The sequence below is a fragment of the Klebsiella sp. CN_Kp066 genome, assembly GCF_040065135.1.
In the GTDB taxonomy this organism is placed as follows: Bacteria; Pseudomonadota; Gammaproteobacteria; order Enterobacterales; family Enterobacteriaceae; genus Klebsiella; species Klebsiella oxytoca.
The window spans coordinates 258,094-277,262 of sequence record NZ_JBEAIU010000056.1; the positions used below are offsets into that span (position 1 = coordinate 258,094).

The window sequence follows — 19,169 nt, forward strand, 5'->3', positions numbered from 1 at the left end:
CCAGCCTGGGGATTATTTGATGCGTTTCTGCGCTTCCTTGAGCAGCTGCTCCAGCACCTTGCCCGGATTGGCGTATTTGCGGCACACGATCATCGCGGCGATGATATACGGCTTCCAGCTGGCCTCTTTGTAGGTCGGGATACGGTACTTCTCGAAGACGCCCTCGGTGACTTCGCCCGCGTCGCAGGAGACGCCGGTGATATCCGCCGGCAGGCAGTGCATGTACAGCGCGTCGCCGTCGCGGGTGTGTTTCATCATCTCTTCCGTACAGTGCCAGTCTTTATGTCCGGCGTTCTGTTCAAGGCAGGCTTTTTCCAGCGCCTTCAGGCCTTCATGGTCATTCGCGCGCAGCAGCTCGGTGCGTTTTTCCATCACCTTGTACGGCGCCCAGGATTTCGGGTAGACGATATCGGCGTCTTTAAATGCTTCTTCCATGCTGTTTACCTGGCGGAAGCTGCCGCCGGAAGCTTTGGCGTTGTTTTTTGCCACTTCAATAACGTCCGGGATCAGGTCGTAACCTTCCGGGTGGGCGAGGGTAACGTCCATTCCGAAGCGGGTCATCAGGCCGATAATGCCCTGCGGTACCGAGAGCGGTTTGCCATAGCTCGGCGAATAGGCCCAGGTCATAGCGATTTTCTTGCCCTTCAGGTTCTCCAGCGAACCGAAGTGCTCGCGCAGCCAGGCGAGATCGGCCATGGATTGCGTCGGGTGGTCGATATCGCACTGCAGATTGATCAGCGCCGGACGCTGCGGCAGGACGCCCTGCTTGTGGCCGTCATCCAGCGCTTCGCCTACCTCACGCATGTAGGCATTGCCCGCGCCAAGGAACATGTCATCGCGGATGCCGATGGCATCGGCGCAGAAGGAGATCATGTTGGCGGTTTCACGGACCGTTTCGCCGTGGGCAATTTGCGATTTTCCCTCATCCAGATCCTGCTGGGCCAGACCTAACAGGTTGAGCGCGGAGGCATAGGAGAAGCGGGTGCGGGTTGAGTTATCGCGGAATACGGAAATACCTAATCCGCTGTTAAACACTTTGGTGGCGATATTTTCATCGCGCAGGGTTTTCAGCGCGGCGGCGACATCCAGCACCTGCTTCAGCTCATCCGGCGATTGCTCCCAGGTCAGCAAAAAGTCTTTCTCACTGAGATGAGAGTTAAGTTTATTGATATCCTTAATCAGTTCGTTAACAGTTTTCATGTTTCAATCCTGGTCGTGAATGACGGCTTAATGATTGCTGTGCGGTCGGATATGCAGAGTTGCCGAATTAGCGACTGCCAGCGCTGTATAATCACTAACAATAAGCGTGCCAAATCCTCCGCAAGAGGCGACGGTCAAAATTGAATGGTTGAGATTATGCTAACTCGGTCACGAATTCAGGCGTGTTTCTCCGGCAGGGAAACGCTGACATTTGTGCCACTGGCGTCAATTCCAGCAGTACAGGCAAGGGAGGGCGCAGTGAATAATACGATTATCATCTTCACACTGCGCCAATATGATAAAATCCGCTGTGAATTTATCATATTGATAAGGAACTGTGATAGCTATTGCATATTTAAGATAAGGTGGGGGGATCGGCCCTATCTATATCAATGCTCGCCGCTAAAGGGAGTGGTATCATTCTTCAGAGATAAATAAAACCGCCTCGCTCGATGCCGATCAGGTGAGCAATAATAGAAGGCCGATATACATGATACCGTCCAAAGCACCTTCCATTTTAATGCAGATTCAGCCTACAATTCAGAAGTTTGCAAGGATGTTGTCCAGCGTACTACAGTTGGAGGTTGAGATTGTCGATAACGAATTATACCGCGTTGCGGGAACCGGGGCTTATAGTAAGCAGATTGGCTATAAATTAAATTCAAATTCACGGCTTCTTCGTTACATTATTGAAACACAGAGCGAAAAGGTCGTCACCCATTCCCGCTTCGATCCTCTCTGCAAAGATTGTAACAATAAGGACAAGTGCGAAGAGAAAGCGTTCCTCGGCACTCCGGTGATGTATCACGACCGCTGCGTTGGCGTTATTAGCCTGGTGGCGCTAACCCGCGAGCAGCAGGAACGTATTAATGAGAACATTCAGGAATTTTCAGATTATGTTCGCCACGTCTCCAGCATATTCGTTTCCCGCTTTTTACAGGAACGGGCAGTTGGCGATAATATCCACAAAATATTTTTAACCATGATTGAAAATATGGACCAGGGCGTGCTGGTGGTAGGCAACGATCAAAAAGTTAAATTTGCCAACCAGGCCGCGCTGAAAATAATGAGCGTGACGCAGGGCCACGTTATTGGCAAGTCCATCCAGTTTCAGCCTTTGACCTTCGAAGATAATTTTAAGCACGGCCATATGCAGCACATTATCTCCTTTGACGATCGCAAGGAGCTCATTATCGGCCAGCTGCACGCGGTGCAGGATCAATGGCTGTTTTTAATGGCCTTTCACCAGTCGCACTCTTCTGGCGATTTCAGCTGCGGGCAGGAAGGGCCGCAAATTGAAGCAATGGTTGGCGAGTGTCGGCCTATGCGGCAGTTGAAAAAGCTCATCAGCCGCGTGGCGCCAAGCCCGTCCAGCGTGATGATAGCCGGCGAGAGCGGGACCGGGAAAGAGGTTGTTGCCCGCGCTATCCACAAGCTCAGCGACCGCCACACGAAGCCCTTTATCGCCATTAACTGCGCCGCCATCCCCGAGCAGCTACTGGAGAGTGAACTGTTCGGCTACGTGAAGGGGGCGTTTACCGGCGCATCGGCTAACGGTAAGACTGGCCTGATTCAGGCGGCCAACAGCGGAACGCTATTCCTGGATGAAATTGGCGATATGCCGCTCACCCTGCAGGCCAAGCTGCTGCGGGCCATCGAATCACGAGAGATTCAGCCGGTAGGCGCCAGCCATCCGGTTCAGGTCGATATCCGCATTATTTCCGCAACCAATCAAAACCTTGACCAGTACATTGCGGAAGGGAAGTTCCGCGAAGATCTCTACTATCGCCTGAACGTCATCCCGCTGCGTCTGCCGCCGCTACGCGAACGCCAGGACGACATTGAGCTACTGATTCACTATTTTCTGCATTTGCATACCGGTCGGCTCAACCTGGTTTACCCCGGCGTCGCGCAGGATGTGATCGATTTCCTCAAACGCTACCGCTGGCCGGGCAATATTCGCGAACTCAGCAATTTGATGGAGTACCTGGTCAACGTGGTGCCCTCGGGCGAGATTATCGATATGTCCCTCCTGCCGCCCAATCTGTTGAGCAGCGGTGAACTGGCGAGCCAGCCGACAGCGCCTGTTTCAGCGGCAGCGACCATCGCCCAGGAGGAAAACGTAACGGCGCTGGAAGAGATGGAGCGGCAGATGATCCGTGACGCCCTCTCTCGCTACAGTAATAAAAAGCAGGCAGCGGACGAGCTGGGTATCGGCATCGCCACGCTGTATCGCAAAATAAAGAAATATTCGCTGGCGGCGGGTCAGAACTGACGGGAACGGCGTCAATAAAAAATCCACGCGAGAGCGTGGATTTTATGACTGGTCTCAGAGCGCAGAAAGGCTTAAACGTTGAACAGGAAGTTCATCACATCGCCATCTTTTACGATGTAGTCTTTACCTTCAGCGCGCATTTTCCCGGCTTCTTTGGCACCCTGTTCGCCTTTGTAGGTAATAAAGTCTTCATAGGCAATGGTCTGCGCGCGGATAAAGCCCTTTTCGAAATCGGTGTGGATTTTACCTGCGGCCTGCGGAGCCGTTGCGCCGACCGGGATAGTCCACGCGCGAACTTCCTTCACGCCTGCGGTGAAGTAGGTCTGCAGGTTCAGCAGTTCGTAACCGGCGCGGATAACGCGGTTCAGGCCAGGCTCTTCAAGACCCAGTTCGGCCATAAACTCATCGCGGTCGGCATCGTCCAGCTCGGCGATATCGGACTCAACGGCGGCGCAAACGGCGACGACCACCGAACCTTCGGCAGCGGCGATTTCGCGGACTTTATCGAGATAAGGGTTGTTCTCAAAGCCGTCTTCGTTGACGTTGGCGATATACATGGTCGGCTTCAGGGTCAGGAAGCTCAGGTATTTAATCGCCGCTTTGTCTTCGTCGGTCAGATTTTTCAACGAACGCAGCATACCGGCATTCTCAAGGTGCGGCAGGCATTTTTCCAGCGCCGCCAGCTCGGCTTTCGCGTCTTTATCGCCGCCTTTGGCTTTCTTCTGCACGCGATGGATGGCGCGTTCGCAGGTATCCAGGTCGGAGAGCGCCAGTTCGGTATTGATCACTTCAATATCGTCAGCCGGGTCCACTTTATTGTTAACGTGGATAATGTTGTCGTTTTCGAAACAGCGCACCACGTGACCGATAGCTTCGGTTTCGCGGATGTTGGTCAGAAACTGGTTGCCCAGGCCTTCGCCTTTGGAGGCGCCTTTGACCAGGCCCGCGATATCAACGAATTCCATCGTGGTCGGCAGGATACGCTGCGGTTTAACGATTTCAGCCAGTTTGTCCAGACGCGGATCGGGCATCGGCACGACACCGGTGTTCGGCTCAATGGTACAGAAGGGGAAGTTGGCCGCTTCAATACCCGCTTTGGTGAGCGCATTGAACAGGGTGGATTTGCCGACGTTGGGCAAACCGACGATACCGCATTTGAATCCCATGATTTAAATCACCTTAATCTTTGGATAATCAACCTGTTACAGTGAACAGATTGTAGAAAAGTAAATAACTTCGCCTATTATACACGGTGCGTGACAAAAATTCCGCACGCCGACCGGTTATTGCGCTTTAAAAGCGTGTAAACGGTTGGTCGCTTTGGTCAGGCCATCCTTCATCCACACTTCGGTGCAGCGTACCGCTTCGTCAACGGCCTCATCAATCAGCTTCTGCTCGCTGGCGGGCGGCTTGCCCAGCACAAAACCGACAACTTTATTTTTATCGCCCGGATGGCCGATTCCCACGCGTAAGCGGTGAAAGTTCGGGTTATTGCCCAGCTTGCTAATGATGTCTTTCAGGCCATTATGGCCGCCGTGACCGCCGCCCAGCTTGAACTTAGCGACGCCAGGCGGTAAGTCGAGCTCATCGTGGGCGACCAGGATTTCATCCGGATTAATGCGAAAAAAGGTCGCCATCGCGCCGACGGCTTTACCACTCAGGTTCATAAAGGTCGTTGGGACCAGCAGGCGAACATCCTCGCCCGCAAGGTTAATCCGCGAGGTATAGCCGAAGAATTTGCTCTCTTCGCGCAGCGGCGCGCGGTAGCGTTCTGCCAATAAATCCACGTACCAGGCGCCGGCGTTATGTCGGGTCGCTGCGTATTCAGCGCCGGGGTTCGCCAGGCCGACAATCAGTTTTATGCTCACTTTTTTATCCTGCTTGGATCGTTCTCTGGCGCGTAGTGTACTGTCTGCGCGCGCGGTTGACAAAATTCTGCCAGCGAAGCGCGGCCGGAACGGATAATCACGGCTTTGAACAATTAGAATTTGATGTTGTTCAGTAGGTTATTTGTAAACTTTTGTTGGCAAGATGTTCGCTTATGTGATCGTCCACGCAATCGCTATATTGGCTATTGTCTATACTACACCTATAAGATTTGGGGATATTCCCATGCAACCCAAGGTTCCGGAGGTGACATATGAAACGCAGAAACGCTTCGTTACTCGGTAATGTGCTGATGGGGTTGGGGTTGGTCGTCATGGTTGTCGGCGTTGGTTATTCCATTTTAAACCAGCTTCCGCAGCTTGACCTGCCGCAGTTTTTCGCACACGGCGCGATATTAAGTATCTTTGTCGGCGCGGTACTGTGGCTGGCGGGCGCGCGTATCGGCGGTCATGAACAGGTCAGCGACAGATACTGGTGGGTTCGCCACTACGATAAACGCTGCCGCCGCGATCAGCATCGCCACAGCTGAGTGAATTCTTTACCACCAGCCGTTGTCAACGGCTGGTGCGTTTTCATGCAACCTGGTCAGGTTGTCTTTTTGCTGTCGTCTCAATTCCTTATTTCTCTCATTGTGCTTCTTCGGCATAGTCTGCTTAATACCCTCCCCGTATTTAGCGCTTGACCCTGACGTCACGTCAGGCAGCAGAGTCGTGCCACTGGTATACGAAAGGAGCAGCCATGTTAATTCAGGTGGGAGAACTGGCGAAGCGCGCCGGAATGACCGTCCGCACGTTACATCACTATGAACAAACGGGGTTGCTGACGCCTTCGGCCAGAAGCGCGGCGGGTTACCGGTTATATAATCTGGCGGCCGTTCAGCGGCTGCATATGATTAAAGCGCTGGCGCAGGCCGGGCTGGAACTCGCCACAATTAAGGACTATCTCGACCGGGACGCCTTCTCGCTGTCCGATCTGCTGGTCAAGCAGATCGCCACCCTCGACCGACAGCTGCAAACTCTCTCAACGCTGCGCCAGCGCCTGGCGCTGCTGCGCGAAGAGCTGGACAGCGGAGGCGAGCCCGATCTCGAGTCCTGGGTACAAACGCTGGAGCTGATGAAAATGTACGATCGCTGGTTTAGTCAACAGGAATTACAGGTGCTGCCGTTTGCGGAGCAGGATGAGCAGCGTAACCAGACATGGCTGGAGTTGGTGGGGGAAGCGCAGCAGCTCATGGGCGAACGCTGCCCGGCAGATGAGCCGCGGGCGATTGCGCTGGCAACCCGCTGGATGGAGCAGCTGGAGCAGGATACCGCCGGCAGGCCGGAGTTTCTGACTCGCCTGAATGAGATGCACGCCGCCGAACCGCAGATGCGTGAACAAACCGGGGTGACGCCGGAGATGATTGATTTCATTACCCGTGCTTTTGCCGAAAGCAAGCTGGCCATCTGGGCGCGCTATCTGAACGCCGAAGAGCTGGCCTTTACCCGGCAGCACTATTTCGATCGCCTGATGGAGTGGCCGGCGCTGATGGCCGACTTGCATCGGGCCTGTCGTGAGAAGCGAGACCCGGCCTCCCCGGAAGGTCAGCAGCTGGCGCAGCGCTGGCTGGCGCTGTTCCAGTCTTACGCGGGTAAGGATGCGCAGACGCAGCAGAAGTTTCGCTATGCCATGGAGCAGGAGCCGCATTTGATGAAGGGAACGTGGATGACTTCGGAGGTGCTCAGCTGGCTTCAGCAGGCGATTGGCGTGATGATGCGGCAGGCGCAGGGGCCTGCCGCCGAATAATTAAATATCCGCCAGCGCGGCGTTGCGGTCCGGGTAGAAGCTCAGACGGCCCGGAATGGGTTTAACGCCGGCGCGCGCCAGCGTGCGCAGCGGCTGAAACTCCAGATTCGACACGCGCAGTTCACAGCCTTCCGGCAGCTTATTCACGAAGCGCTGGAAGGCATCCAGCCCGCCGGCATCCAGCACCGGCACCGCATCCCATTTCAGCACCACGATACGCTTACCTTCCACTCTGGTTTCGAGGTCGGTAAATAGCCCTTCCGCAGCGGCGAAAAATAGCGGGCCAATCACGCGCAGCACCAGCACGTCGTCAGGAACTTCGACGTTAACCGGCGCGAGGCGGGTCATACGCGCGATCCGGCGCATAAACAGCAGGGAGGCCAGCACAATACCGACGCTGATTGCGATGACCATATCAAACAGTACGGTCAGCGACATGCACATCAGCATGACGATAATGTCGTCTTTTGGTGCATAGCGCAGCAGGTTAACAACCTTGTGCGCTTCGCTCATATTCCATGCCACCATCAGCAGCAGCGCCGCCATAGCGGAAAGCGGCAGCCAGGAGAGCAGGGGAGCGAGGATCAGCAGCGCCATAATGACCAGCAGCGCGTGGATCACGGCGGAAATCGGCGAAGTCGCCCCGGCGCGAACGTTGGCCGCCGAGCGGGCGATGGCGGCGGTGGCGGTAATGCCGCCGAAGAACGGAGCGACGATATTGCCCAGCCCCTGGCCAATGAGCTCGCTATTGGCCTTATGTTTGGTGCCGGTCATGCCGTCCAGCACTACGGCGCACAGCAGGGACTCAATCGCCCCGAGCATGGCCATGGAAAACGCCGCCGGCAGCAGCGCCCGCAGCGAGGACCAGCTAAGCGTGAACTCCGAACCGGGCATATCCCACGGCAGCACCAGTTGCGGCAGCAACTGCGGAATACCGTTGCCCTGACTGCCGTCGGCGAGAATATAGTGGAACTGAGAGCCGATGGTGGCGACGCTGCCGCCGAGCAGATTAACCACGCCCATGACCGCGCAGCCTGCCAGCAGCGCCGGCAGGTGGCCCGGCAGACGAATACCCAGGCGAGGCCAGATAATCAGCGTGCCCAGCGTGACAATACCGATGGCGGCATCGCCGGGATTAATCGTCGGCAGCGCCATAACCAGCGCGCCGACTTTCTGCAGATAATGTTCAGGCACGTGCGCCATCTGCAGACCGAGAAAATCTTTAATCTGCATGGTACCAATGGTGATACCGATCCCGGAGGTGAAGCCGAGGGTAACCGATAGCGGGATATATTCAATCAGCCGGCCAAAGCGTGCCAGGCCGAAAAGAATCAGGAAGATCCCAGACATCAAAGTTGCAACCAGCAGTCCCGCAAGGCCGAACTGCTGCGAGACCGGGTAGAGAATGACCACAAAAGCGGCGGTTGGCCCGGAAACGCTGAAGCGCGAGCCGCCGGTTAACGCAATCACGATCCCCGCCACAGCAGAAGTGTAGAGACCATACTGCGGCGCCACGCCGCTGCCAATTGCCAGCGCCATCGCCAGCGGGATAGCGATAATCCCGACGGTAATCCCGGCGATCGCATCACGGGTAAACCGCGAAGCGGTATATTTTTCTTTCCAACAAGCGTCGATGAGGGCGCGGAAAGGCATCACATGTGAGGAAAATAATCTGTTCACAATAATGTTTCATCCATGAGCGCATCATCTGTCAACTAAATGGCAGGTGAAGGAGGCATTGGTCATATCCACGTCATTCTTCGGATGCCTCTCTGTTGGCTGCGTTCATTTACCTCGATCACGTACTGCCGGTACGCTCCCGGGGATTCATTCACTTGCCGCCTTGACGCATGCCGAATGATATTGTGGAAGAATAAAAGGTTCAGAGACAAAAAAACCCGCCGCAGCGGGTTTTTGTGCCGGGCTCGATTAATGTTCGAACATAGCAGAGATAGATTCTTCGTTGCTGATACGACGAATCGCTTCGGCCAGCATACCAGACAGCGTCAGAGTACGTACCTTTTCCAGCGCTTTGATTTCCGGCGTCAGCGGAATGGTATCGCAGACGACGAATTCGTCAATCACAGAGTTTTTGATGTTCTGGATGGCGTTGCCGGAGAAGATCGGGTGCGTTGCGTAGGCGAATACGCGTTTAGCACCGCGCTCTTTCAGCGCTTCTGCGGCCTTACACAGGGTGCCGCCGGTATCGATCATATCGTCAACCATCACGCAGTCACGACCAGCGACGTCACCGATGATGTGCATCACCTGAGAAACGTTAGCGCGCGGACGGCGTTTGTCGATGATAGCCATATCGGTATCGTTCAGCAGCTTGGCGATAGCGCGAGCGCGAACCACGCCGCCGATGTCCGGAGAAACCACGATAGGGTTATCCAGGTTCAGCTGCAGCATATCTTCCAGCAGGATCGGGCTGCCGAATACGTTATCCACCGGAACGTCAAAGAAGCCCTGAATTTGTTCTGCGTGCAGGTCAACGGTCAGAACGCGGTCAACGCCGACGCTTGACAGGAAATCAGCAACCACTTTCGCGGTGATAGGAACACGAGCAGAACGAACACGACGGTCCTGGCGAGCATAACCGAAGTAGGGGATAACAGCGGTGATACGACCTGCCGAAGCACGACGCAGAGCATCAACCATAACAACCAGTTCCATCAGGTTGTCGTTGGTGGGAGCACAAGTGGACTGGATGATGAAAATATCACCACCGCGTACGTTTTCATTGATTTGTACGCTGACTTCGCCGTCGCTAAAACGACCTACAGCGGCGTCGCCAAGAGAAGTGTACAGGCGGTTGGCAATACGTTGTGCTAGTTCCGGGGTGGCGTTACCAGCAAAAAGCTTCATATCAGGCACGAGAAGAACCTCAGGCATGCGTCCAGTGGTGGATGAAATGGGCCAAAAACTGTGCGGGTGGGCACGATTTCATCCAGGCGGTGTATTTAAAGAGCCCGATGCAACGTCTGGAACAGGGTGACGTTGTCACCGTAACTCAGTTTCCCCGGCGTTTTCGCCAGATTTGCTATAATAAGCAGAACTTAGCGCAGCGCCTGCTTGAGCGGAGAGATGTTAACACCTCGCGCCACGAAGCCATGCAGCCATGCCGGGGCTTTTTCAAGCACCTGACGAGCGGCGGATTCAGTGTCAAATTCAGCAAATACACATGCACCGGTGCCAGTCAGGCGCGACGGCGCATATTCTAACAGCCAGGAAAGCGCCGCATCAACCTCACGAAAACGTTTTCTTGCGATAACCTCGCAATCATTGCCGAATTTACATTTTAATAACGTATTAATTGACCTGGCCGGGGTATTGCGCGGAAGTTCCGGATCGCGAAAAATGATCGGCGTTGGAATGCTGACCCCCGGATGCGCCACCAGATACCATTTTTCCTCCGGTTCGGCCGGGGTGAGAATTTCCCCGATGCCTTCAGCAAAGGCCGCATGGCCGCGAACGAACACCGGCACGTCGGCGCCGAGCTGCAGACCCAACGCCGCCAGCTCATCTTCCGGAAGATTACAGCCCCACAAGTGATTCAGCGCCACCAGTACGGTGGCCGCGTTGGACGAGCCGCCGCCGAGGCCGCCGCCCATCGGCAGCACCTTATCAATGCTGATATCGGCGCCGCTGCCTGCAGGAAGCTTCCCGTCCTGCGCTGCGGCCTGCATTAACAGCCTGGCCGCGCGAATAATCAGATTCTCTTCATCCGGTACGCCGTCAACCGGCGTTAGCAGACGCAGTTGGCCATCGTCGCGCGGTTCAATCGTCAGCGTGTCGCCATAATCCAGAAACTGAAAAAGCGTCTGCAGCGTGTGGTAACCGTCGGCGCGCTGCCCGGTAATGTATAAAAACAGATTCAGTTTTGCGGGAGAGGGCCAGCGGGTCATCATTTCACAATCCAGTTATCCATTTTCAGCTTGATGCGCTGACTGCCGTCGTTAAGTTCCATATTGGCCGGTAGCGAAGGTTTGGTGTCTGAGGTGTAGCCGCCCCAGGTGACGTGCCAGGTTTTGCCGTTTTGCGTGTAGTTCAGCTCGCGCAGGCGATACTGGTCATCAAGCGAGTAGTCGGTGGCCTCGCCCGGCAGGCCAATGATCCACTGCCGCAGGCTATTGAGCGGAATCGGCATGCCGGTCAGGCGGCCAATCATCTCTTCGGCGTCGGTCGCCGTGTAAGTCTGGCCTTTATTGTCAATCAGCTGCACGTTGCCCGGCTGGGCGGTTAACGACAGTTCGGTGCTACCGAGCGGGTTAGTCAGCAGCAGGCGGTAGCGGTCCTGGCCCGTTTGCTGCCAGAAGAAACGGGCATAGACTTTTTGCTCATCAGAAAGATAAGCAAAAGCGCCGCGCGTCTGGAACTGATTAAGATTGCGGACATCTTGCTGGTGCTGACGCCACTGTGGAGAATCCGGGCTTTTACCCGGCCCTTTCGGAGCATTAATCGCACAGGCGGTCAGAACGAGGCTTGCCAGCGGCAACAGGCGGAACAGTCGATTCATAATGATGACAAATCCTTGATGTCTACAGTGAAATGCGGCGGATGAGAGAAACAGGTGGCCGATTTGTGTAGCGGGTTACAATTATAACCATTAATGCTAGCGTTGCCGGGCGGTAGCGTCTACGTTCAAGTTGTCTGAAATCAAAAAATTACCGTTAATGGCTATTACAGATTAGCTATTACTCCAAAAGGGGAGCCTCTCTTTTATTGATTACGCGCATCCTGTATGATGCCTGCAGACTAACCTTAGCAACGCTGGTACTACTCCCTCACAATGACCCTTTTAGCTCTTGGCATTAACCACAAAACAGCTCCTGTAGCGCTGCGAGAACGCGTAACGTTTTCGCCGGATACGCTCGATCAGGCGCTGGAGAGCTTGCTGGCCCAGCCAATGGTGCAGGGCGGAGTGGTGCTGTCGACCTGTAACCGCACGGAACTTTATCTCAGCGTCGAAGAGCAGGATAACCTCCAGGAAGCTCTTATTCGCTGGCTGTGCGACTACCACGGTTTAAATGAAGAGGACCTGCGTAAAAGCCTCTACTGGCATCAGGACAACGAGGCGGTCAGCCACCTGATGCGCGTCGCCAGCGGTCTTGATTCGCTGGTGTTGGGCGAACCGCAGATCCTCGGGCAGGTGAAAAAAGCCTTTGCGGATTCCAGCCGTGGGCACCTGAACGTCAGTGAACTGGAGCGCATGTTCCAGAAGTCGTTCTCAGTGGCCAAACGGGTGCGCACCGAAACCGATATCGGCGCCAGCGCGGTCTCCGTGGCGTTCGCTGCCTGTACTCTGGCGCGGCAAATCTTCGAATCACTCTCCAGCGTGACCGTGCTGCTGGTCGGCGCCGGTGAGACTATCGAACTGGTGGCTCGCCATCTGCGCGAACATAAAGTCCGCAAGATGGTGATTGCCAACCGCACCCGCGAGCGCGCTCAGGCGCTGGCCGATGAAGTCGGCGCGGAGGTGATCGCGCTGAGCGATATCGACGAGCGGCTGAAAGAGGCCGATATCATCATCAGTTCTACCGCCAGCCCGCTGCCGATTATCGGCAAGGGGATGGTGGAGCGCGCGCTGAAGGCGCGCCGCAATCAGCCGATGCTGCTGGTTGATATCGCCGTTCCGCGCGATGTCGAACCGGAGGTTGGCAAGCTGGCGAACGCCTATCTCTACAGCGTGGACGATCTGCAAAACATCATTCAGCACAATCTGGCGCAGCGTAAAGCCGCGGCGGTGCAGGCGGAAACCATTGTTGAGCAGGAAGCCAGCGAGTTTATGGCCTGGCTACGCGCCCAGAGCGCCAGCGAGACCATCCGCGAATATCGTTCCCAGGCCGAGCAGGTCCGCGAGGAGCTGACGGCGAAAGCGCTGGCAGCGCTCAATCAGGGCGGCGATGCGCAGGAAATCATGCAGGATCTGGCGCGCAAGCTCACTAACCGCCTGATCCACTCGCCAACCAAATCTCTTCAGCAGGCCGCCCGTGACGGGGATGATGAACGCCTGCATATTCTGCGCAACAGCCTCGGGCTGGAATAGCGCACCTTTATCTCTTTTTTAGGACAGGGTGAATTTACGCCTATGAAGCCTTCTATTGTTGCCAAACTGGAAGCCCTCTATGAACGCCATGAGGAAGTTCAGGCGCTCCTCGGCGATGCCGCAACCATCGCCGATCAGGATAAATTTCGCGCGTTGTCGCGCGAATATGCGCAGCTGAGCGACGTCGCGCGCTGCTATACCGACTGGCGTCAGCTGCAGGATGATATTGAAGCCGCGCAGATGATGCTCGACGATCCGGAGATGCGCGAAATGGCGCAGGAAGAGCTGCGCGAAGCGAAAGAAAAGGGTGAGCAGATGGAGCAGCAGCTGCAGGTTCTGCTGTTGCCAAAAGATCCAGACGACGAGCGTAACGCGTTTGTTGAAGTTCGCGCCGGCACCGGTGGTGATGAAGCGGCGCTGTTCGCGGGCGATCTGTTCCGTATGTATAGCCGTTACGCGGAATCACGCCGCTGGCGCGTGGAAATCATGAGCGCCAACGAAGGCGAGCACGGCGGCTTCAAAGAGGTGATTGCCAAAATCAGCGGCGACGGCGTCTATGGGCGACTGAAGTTCGAATCCGGCGGCCATCGCGTTCAGCGCGTCCCGGCCACCGAATCCCAGGGGCGTATCCACACCTCCGCCTGCACCGTGGCGGTGATGCCGGAGCTCCCGGAAGCCGAAATGCCGGATATCAACCCGAGCGACCTGCGCATCGATACCTTCCGCTCCTCCGGCGCGGGCGGTCAGCACGTTAACACCACCGACTCGGCAATTCGTATTACCCACCTGCCGACCGGCATTGTCGTCGAATGCCAGGACGAACGTTCCCAGCATAAAAACAAAGCCAAAGCGCTGTCGGTGCTTGGCGCGCGTATCCGCGCCGCGGAAGTCTCCAGACGCCAGCAGGCGGAAGCCTCCGAGCGCCGTAACCTGCTGGGCAGCGGCGATCGCAGCGATCGTAACCGTACCTATAACTATCCGCAGGGCCGCGTGACCGATCACCGCATCAACCTGACGCTTTACCGTCTGGATGAAGCGATGGAAGGCAAGCTGGATATGCTGATTGAGCCGATCGTTCAGGAGTATCAGGCCGATCAGCTGGCAGCCCTTTCCGAGCAGGAATGATGACTTTTCAGCAGTGGCTGACGCAGGCCATCGCTCGTCTGAGCCAAAGTGAAAGCCCGCGCCGGGATGCCGAAATCCTGCTGGGTCACGTGACCGGCAAAGCGCGGACCTATATTCTCGCCTTTGGCGAAACGGCGCTGACGGCGGAGCAGGCCGTCGAGCTGGAAACGCTGCTGAGCCGTCGCGCACGGGGCGAGCCGGTGGCTCACCTGGTGGGCCAGCGCGAATTCTGGTCGCTGCCGCTGTTCGTTTCTCCGGCCACGCTGATCCCGCGTCCGGATACCGAATGCCTTGTTGAGCAGACGCTGATGCGGTTACCCTGCAAGCCGTGCCGCATTCTCGATCTCGGTACCGGCACCGGCGCTATCGCTCTGGCGCTGGCCAGCGAACGCCCCGATTGCCACGTCACCGCCGTTGACTTTATGCCCGATGCGGTTGCGCTGGCGGCGCGTAACGTTGAGCACCTCGCCATCAAGAACGTTACCGTGCTGCAAGGCCACTGGTATAGCGCGCTCGCCGCACAGCCGTTCGACATCATCGTCAGTAATCCACCCTATATTGATGAAACCGACCCGCATCTTGCGCAGGGCGATGTGCGCTTTGAGCCGAAAACGGCGCTGGTCGCCGCCGATGGCGGCCTCGCCGATCTGGCTTACATCATTCGCGAAGGCCGCCGCTTCCTGACTCCCGGCGGTTTGATGCTGCTGGAACACGGCTGGAAGCAGGGGGAAGCGGTGCGCGCAATCTTTCGCGAGGCGGGTTATGGCAATATTGCTACCTGCCGCGACTACGGCGACAACGAGCGCCTGACGCTCGGGCAATATCAGGGAGGCGTATGAATCTGTTTAACGCTGTCCTGTATCTGCATATCGCCTGCGTGGTGGTCTCGGTCAGCCTGTTTGTCCTGCGCTACTGGTGGCACTGGAGCGGCAATCGCCGGCTCGACCAGCGCTGGGTTCGCATCGCGCCGCACTGCAGCGATACGCTGCTGTTTCTCAGCGGCGCCGGATTAATGGCAATAACGCACTATCTGCCGTTTACCGAAGAGGGTACATGGCTGACTGAGAAGCTGTTTGGCGTTATCATTTATATCGCATTGGGATTTATCGCGCTGGGCCGTCGTCGTCCGCGCAGTCAGCAGAGCCGGTTTGTCGCCTTTCTGCTGGCCCTGGTGGTGTTGTTTATCATTATTCAACTCGCCATCACAAGAACACCGTTACTGGGGTAAGGCATGAGGTCGTTAGCTGATTTCGAATTTAATAAAGCGCCGTTATGTGACGGCATGGTCCTCATTTCTGAATTAATCCGCGACGATTTTCCGACGCACTATGTGCAGGATGAGCTGGAGCGGCTGCTGGCCCTGGCGCGTGAGGAGATTGCCTCCTCGTGGGACCAGGAGCGCCAGATAGAGCGTTTGCTGGAGCTTTTCTACAATGACTGGGGCTTTAGCGATTCGCGCGGCGTTTACCGTCTGTCCGACGTGCTATGGCTTGATAAAGTGTTGAATAATCGCCAGGGTAGCGCGGTGTCGTTAGGCGCGATCCTGCTGTGGATTGCTCAGCGTCTGGCGCTACCGGTGGTGCCGGTGATTTTCCCGACCCAGATGCTGCTTCGCGCCGACCCTGAAGAGAGCGAGGAGATGTGGCTCATTAATCCGTTTAACGGCGAAACGCTCAACGAGCATACGCTGGAAGTGTGGCTGAAGGGCAATATTAGCCCGGTTGCCGAGCTGTTTAACGAAGACCTTGATGAAGCGGATAACGCGGAGGTGATCCGCAAGCTGCTCGATACCCTTAAATCGGCGCTGATGGAAGAGCGGCAGATGGAGCTGGCGCTACGGACCAGCGAAGCGCTGCTGCAGTTCAATCCGGAAGACCCGTACGAAATTCGCGACCGGGGGCTGATATACGCCCAGCTGGATTGCGATCACGTGGCGCTGCAGGACCTTAATTACTTCGTTGAACAGTGCCCGGAGGATCCCATCAGCGAGATGATCCGCGCGCAGATCAACACCATTTCGCACAAACAAATTACATTGCATTAAAGCCAATCCCAGCAGGCGTTCCTGGCGCAGCCAGTTTGGACACGGACAGCGCGCAGAAACCGGAGCGTACACGTAGTACGTGAGGATTGACTCGCGACGCTCGCCCTCCGGGCCGCCTTGAAGGGCGTTCAAAATACTTTCGTATTTTGTCGAGCACTGCCCAGGTCCAAAATGGCAAGTAAAATAGTCCTGATTGATTGGATAGGCTTTAGTCTGAAACCATTCCGGTTACACCCTGATAAGGCGAACTTATGAAACAAAAAGTGGTTAGCATTGGTGATATCAACGTAGCAAACGACCTGCCATTCGTGCTGTTTGGCGGCATGAACGTGCTGGAGTCCCGCGATCTTGCGATGCGTATCTGCGAACACTACGTGACCGTTACGCAGAAGCTGGGCATTCCTTACGTGTTCAAAGCCTCTTTTGATAAAGCTAACCGTTCTTCCATCCACTCCTATCGCGGGCCGGGTCTGGAAGAAGGGATGAAGATTTTCCAGGAGTTGAAACAGACTTTCGGCGTGAAAATAATCACCGACGTTCACGAAGCCAGCCAGGCGCAGCCGGTCGCTGACGTGGTGGATGTTATTCAGCTGCCAGCGTTCCTCGCCCGTCAGACCGATCTGGTTGAAGCGATGGCGAAAACCGGCGCGGTTATCAACGTGAAAAAACCGCAGTTCGTGAGTCCGGGCCAGATGGGCAATATCGTCGATAAGTTTATCGAAGGCGGCAACGACAAAGTGATCCTTTGCGATCGCGGCGCAAACTTCGGCTACGACAACCTGGTCGTCGATATGCTGGGCTTTGGGGTGATGAAAAAAGCCTCCAATAACTCACCGGTTATCTTCGACGTTACCCACGCCCTGCAGTGCCGCGACCCGTTTGGCGCGGCCTCCGGCGGCCGTCGCGCTCAGGTTGCCGAACTGGCGCGCGCCGGGATGGCGGTTGGGATCGCGGGCCTGTTTATTGAAGCGCATCCGGATCCGGAGCACGCGAAATGCGACGGTCCTTCCGCGCTGCCGCTGGATAAACTGGAGCCGTTCCTCAAGCAGATGAAAGCCATCGACGATCTCGTTAAAAGCTTTGATGAGCTCGATACCAGCAAGTAATCGCCGCTGAAACGACAAAAGCCTGCCGGTTTTACAACCGGCAGGCTTTTTTGATCTCCCCGAACGGCATCACGCCGCCGGGGGAGGCTCAGGCAAAAATGGTCATCAGGTAGGCAGCGAACAGCGCCAGATGCGCCGCACCGTTCAGCACATTGGTGCGTCCGGTAGAGAACGATATCTGGCACAGCAGCAGCGAGGCGACCATCACGACCATCTCCGGGGCGCCAAGGCCAAAACGCAGTTCGTTACCGGTGAGGAAGGCGATAAGCGTCACTACTGGTACGGTCAGGGAAATGGTGGCCAGCACGGAACCGAAAAACAGGTTCATCGCCCGCTGGACCTGATTGTTTAATACGGCCTTCAGCGCGCCAAGGCCCTCCGGGGAGAGGATCAGCAGCGCCACCAGGAAGCCGGTAAAGGCAACGGGAGCGTTCATGCTGGTCAACAGCGTCTCCAGCGGATTGGCATTCATTTTAGTGACCGCAATAACCGCAACCAGATGTATCAGCAGCCAGGCGGTGTGCCACTTGCTGCTGTGCGCCGACGGTTTGCCGTGATGCGGGTCATCGTCGTCGCCGTCATCCTCATGTTCGTAAACAAACAGGCTCTGGTGCGTTTTCGTTTGAATCAGCAGGAAGACGCCGTACATAGCGGCGGAGATCAGCGCCACCAGCAGCGCCTGGCCGGTGGTAAAGTTGGCCCCGGGCAGCGCCATCGGGAAGACCAGAACGATTATCGCCAGCGGAAAGAGGGCGATAAGGTACTGTTTAATCCCGAACAGATTCATATACTGGGTGGCGAATTTGCGCCCGCCCAGCAGTAAAGAGAAACCGACAAGCCCGCCGGTAACAATCATAATGATCGAATAAAGCGTATCGCGCATCAGAGTCGGCGCGGCGTCGCCGGTAGCCATTAATGCGGAAATCAGGCTGACTTCAAGAATCACCACTGAGAGGCTTAAAATTAACGATCCGTAAGGTTCGCCAAGGCGGTGGGCCAGCACGTCGGCGTGGCGGACGACGCTAAAGGCGCTGCTTAGTATGCCGACCAGCGCCATAATATTAATCGCAACGACCACTGGCAGTGACTGGCTGCTTCCCCAGAAGAACAGCACCGCCAGCGCCAGAACCGGAAAGGCGAGGGAGGTCTCCTTGTGGCGGGTTTTTACCGCCTCATGTGCATCGGTCATGAATTATCTCCAGCTATGCAGGTGTTATAATTATAGATATCGTAAGTTAATAAAATAACAGACATTGATTAAACTAATTTGTTTTTTTACTTAAATTTACCACTATAGTCCTGTAAAAGTGATAGATTGCCATAAACTGCGGTTACTATTTTTTTGTATTTATTATTCAGATAATTACTAAAACATCTTTCTCATTTATCTGTCGCCTTGCCAGCCGGTTGATCCTCTACCAGACTCACTATTCACCCTTAAATCGGAGGTGGCCATGCCCTATAGCAACAAAAGTGAATTGCCCGACAGCGTTCAGCACGTACTGCCCGCCCACGCCCAGGAGATTTACAAAGAAGCCTTTAATAGCGCCTGGGAGCAGTATAAACATAAAGAGGACCGGCGTGATGACGCCAGCCGCGAAGAGACGGCGCATAAAGTGGCCTGGGCAGCGGTGAAAAATGAATATCAAAAAGGTGAGGATGATAAGTGGCATAAGAAGAAATAATACCTTTTGCCGC

General features: G+C 55.8%; 18 protein-coding genes. 10 read left to right on the top strand and 8 right to left on the bottom strand.

The features are described from left to right. Window positions 1-12 precede the first annotated feature (12 nt). Window positions 13-1,200, bottom strand: coding sequence for a knotted carbamoyltransferase YgeW (gene ygeW, locus ABLV75_RS24815; protein ID WP_004103164.1), 1,188 nt, complete (start codon window positions 1,198-1,200; stop codon window positions 13-15). A 490-nt stretch (window positions 1,201-1,690) separates the two neighbouring features. Here ygeW and ABLV75_RS24820 point away from each other — a divergent pair, with 490 nt between their 5' ends. Then, window positions 1,691-3,475 carry a sigma-54-dependent Fis family transcriptional regulator gene (locus ABLV75_RS24820; protein WP_004103163.1) on the top strand — a complete coding sequence of 595 codons (1,785 nt, stop codon included), beginning with the start codon at window positions 1,691-1,693 and terminating at the stop codon, window positions 3,473-3,475. Window positions 3,476-3,546: 71 nt separating this feature from the next. Here ABLV75_RS24820 and ychF read toward each other — a convergent pair whose 3' ends face one another. Further along, on the bottom strand, window positions 3,547-4,641 hold the full coding sequence (gene ychF, locus ABLV75_RS24825) for a redox-regulated ATPase YchF (RefSeq protein WP_004103162.1): 1,095 nt from the start codon (window positions 4,639-4,641) through the stop codon (window positions 3,547-3,549). A gap of 117 nt (window positions 4,642-4,758) precedes the next feature. Continuing rightward, window positions 4,759-5,343, bottom strand: a complete 585-nt coding sequence (gene pth, locus ABLV75_RS24830; RefSeq protein ID WP_004103161.1) for an aminoacyl-tRNA hydrolase — start codon at window positions 5,341-5,343, stop codon at window positions 4,759-4,761. 272 nt (window positions 5,344-5,615) lie between these two features. Between pth and ychH the strand changes: the two genes are divergently transcribed. Next, window positions 5,616-5,891 carry a stress-induced protein YchH gene (gene ychH, locus ABLV75_RS24835; RefSeq protein WP_004103160.1) on the top strand — a complete coding sequence of 92 codons (276 nt, stop codon included), beginning with the start codon at window positions 5,616-5,618 and terminating at the stop codon, window positions 5,889-5,891. Between the two features lie 209 nt (window positions 5,892-6,100). Further along, window positions 6,101-7,147, top strand: coding sequence for a MerR family transcriptional regulator (locus tag ABLV75_RS24840; RefSeq protein WP_004103159.1), 1,047 nt, complete (start codon window positions 6,101-6,103; stop codon window positions 7,145-7,147). Here ABLV75_RS24840 and dauA read toward each other — a convergent pair whose 3' ends face one another. From dauA to lolB, 4 genes are all read right to left on the bottom strand, one after another. Next, on the bottom strand, window positions 7,148-8,827 hold the full coding sequence (dauA, locus tag ABLV75_RS24845; protein ID WP_026055944.1) for a C4-dicarboxylic acid transporter DauA: 1,680 nt from the start codon (window positions 8,825-8,827) through the stop codon (window positions 7,148-7,150). It abuts the gene before it with no gap. 249 nt (window positions 8,828-9,076) lie between these two features. Then, complete coding sequence (gene prs / locus ABLV75_RS24850; protein ID WP_004103157.1) at window positions 9,077-10,024, bottom strand: ribose-phosphate diphosphokinase; 948 nt, start codon at window positions 10,022-10,024, stop codon at window positions 9,077-9,079. Window positions 10,025-10,206: 182 nt separating this feature from the next. Further along, entirely contained in the window at window positions 10,207-11,055 is an 849-nt protein-coding gene (gene ispE / locus ABLV75_RS24855) for a 4-(cytidine 5'-diphospho)-2-C-methyl-D-erythritol kinase (RefSeq protein WP_024274374.1), read from the bottom strand. Next, the gene (gene lolB, locus ABLV75_RS24860) at window positions 11,055-11,666 is read right to left on the bottom strand and encodes a lipoprotein insertase outer membrane protein LolB (protein WP_004103154.1); all 612 of its coding nucleotides are present in this window, start codon (window positions 11,664-11,666) and stop codon (window positions 11,055-11,057) included. Before lolB ends, ispE begins: the two co-directional genes overlap by 1 nt. A gap of 273 nt (window positions 11,667-11,939) precedes the next feature. Here lolB and hemA point away from each other — a divergent pair, with 273 nt between their 5' ends. From hemA to kdsA, 6 genes are all read left to right on the top strand, one after another. After that, window positions 11,940-13,196 carry a glutamyl-tRNA reductase gene (gene hemA / locus ABLV75_RS24865; protein ID WP_004103152.1) on the top strand — a complete coding sequence of 419 codons (1,257 nt, stop codon included), beginning with the start codon at window positions 11,940-11,942 and terminating at the stop codon, window positions 13,194-13,196. Between the two features lie 42 nt (window positions 13,197-13,238). Next, window positions 13,239-14,321, top strand: a complete 1,083-nt coding sequence (gene prfA, locus ABLV75_RS24870; protein WP_004103150.1) for a peptide chain release factor 1 — start codon at window positions 13,239-13,241, stop codon at window positions 14,319-14,321. Further along, window positions 14,321-15,160: a peptide chain release factor N(5)-glutamine methyltransferase gene (prmC, locus tag ABLV75_RS24875; protein WP_004103149.1), complete on the top strand. Its 840-nt coding sequence runs from the start codon at window positions 14,321-14,323 to the stop codon at window positions 15,158-15,160. The genes prfA and prmC overlap by 1 nt, the downstream gene beginning before the upstream one ends. Next, on the top strand, window positions 15,157-15,549 hold the full coding sequence (gene sirB2 / locus ABLV75_RS24880) for an invasion regulator SirB2 (RefSeq protein ID WP_004103148.1): 393 nt from the start codon (window positions 15,157-15,159) through the stop codon (window positions 15,547-15,549). Before prmC ends, sirB2 begins: the two co-directional genes overlap by 4 nt. A gap of 3 nt (window positions 15,550-15,552) precedes the next feature. Then, window positions 15,553-16,365, top strand: a complete 813-nt coding sequence (sirB1, locus tag ABLV75_RS24885) for an invasion regulator SirB1 (protein ID WP_004103147.1) — start codon at window positions 15,553-15,555, stop codon at window positions 16,363-16,365. 251 nt (window positions 16,366-16,616) lie between these two features. Beyond that, window positions 16,617-17,471, top strand: coding sequence for a 3-deoxy-8-phosphooctulonate synthase (kdsA, locus tag ABLV75_RS24890; RefSeq protein ID WP_004103146.1), 855 nt, complete (start codon window positions 16,617-16,619; stop codon window positions 17,469-17,471). An 88-nt stretch (window positions 17,472-17,559) separates the two neighbouring features. Here kdsA and chaA read toward each other — a convergent pair whose 3' ends face one another. Then, window positions 17,560-18,660, bottom strand: coding sequence for a sodium-potassium/proton antiporter ChaA (chaA, locus tag ABLV75_RS24895; RefSeq protein ID WP_004103145.1), 1,101 nt, complete (start codon window positions 18,658-18,660; stop codon window positions 17,560-17,562). A 265-nt stretch (window positions 18,661-18,925) separates the two neighbouring features. On the opposite strand from chaA, the gene chaB reads away from it, so the two are divergent. Beyond that, window positions 18,926-19,156 carry a putative cation transport regulator ChaB gene (gene chaB, locus ABLV75_RS24900; RefSeq protein WP_004103144.1) on the top strand — a complete coding sequence of 77 codons (231 nt, stop codon included), beginning with the start codon at window positions 18,926-18,928 and terminating at the stop codon, window positions 19,154-19,156. Window positions 19,157-19,169 lie beyond the last annotated feature (13 nt).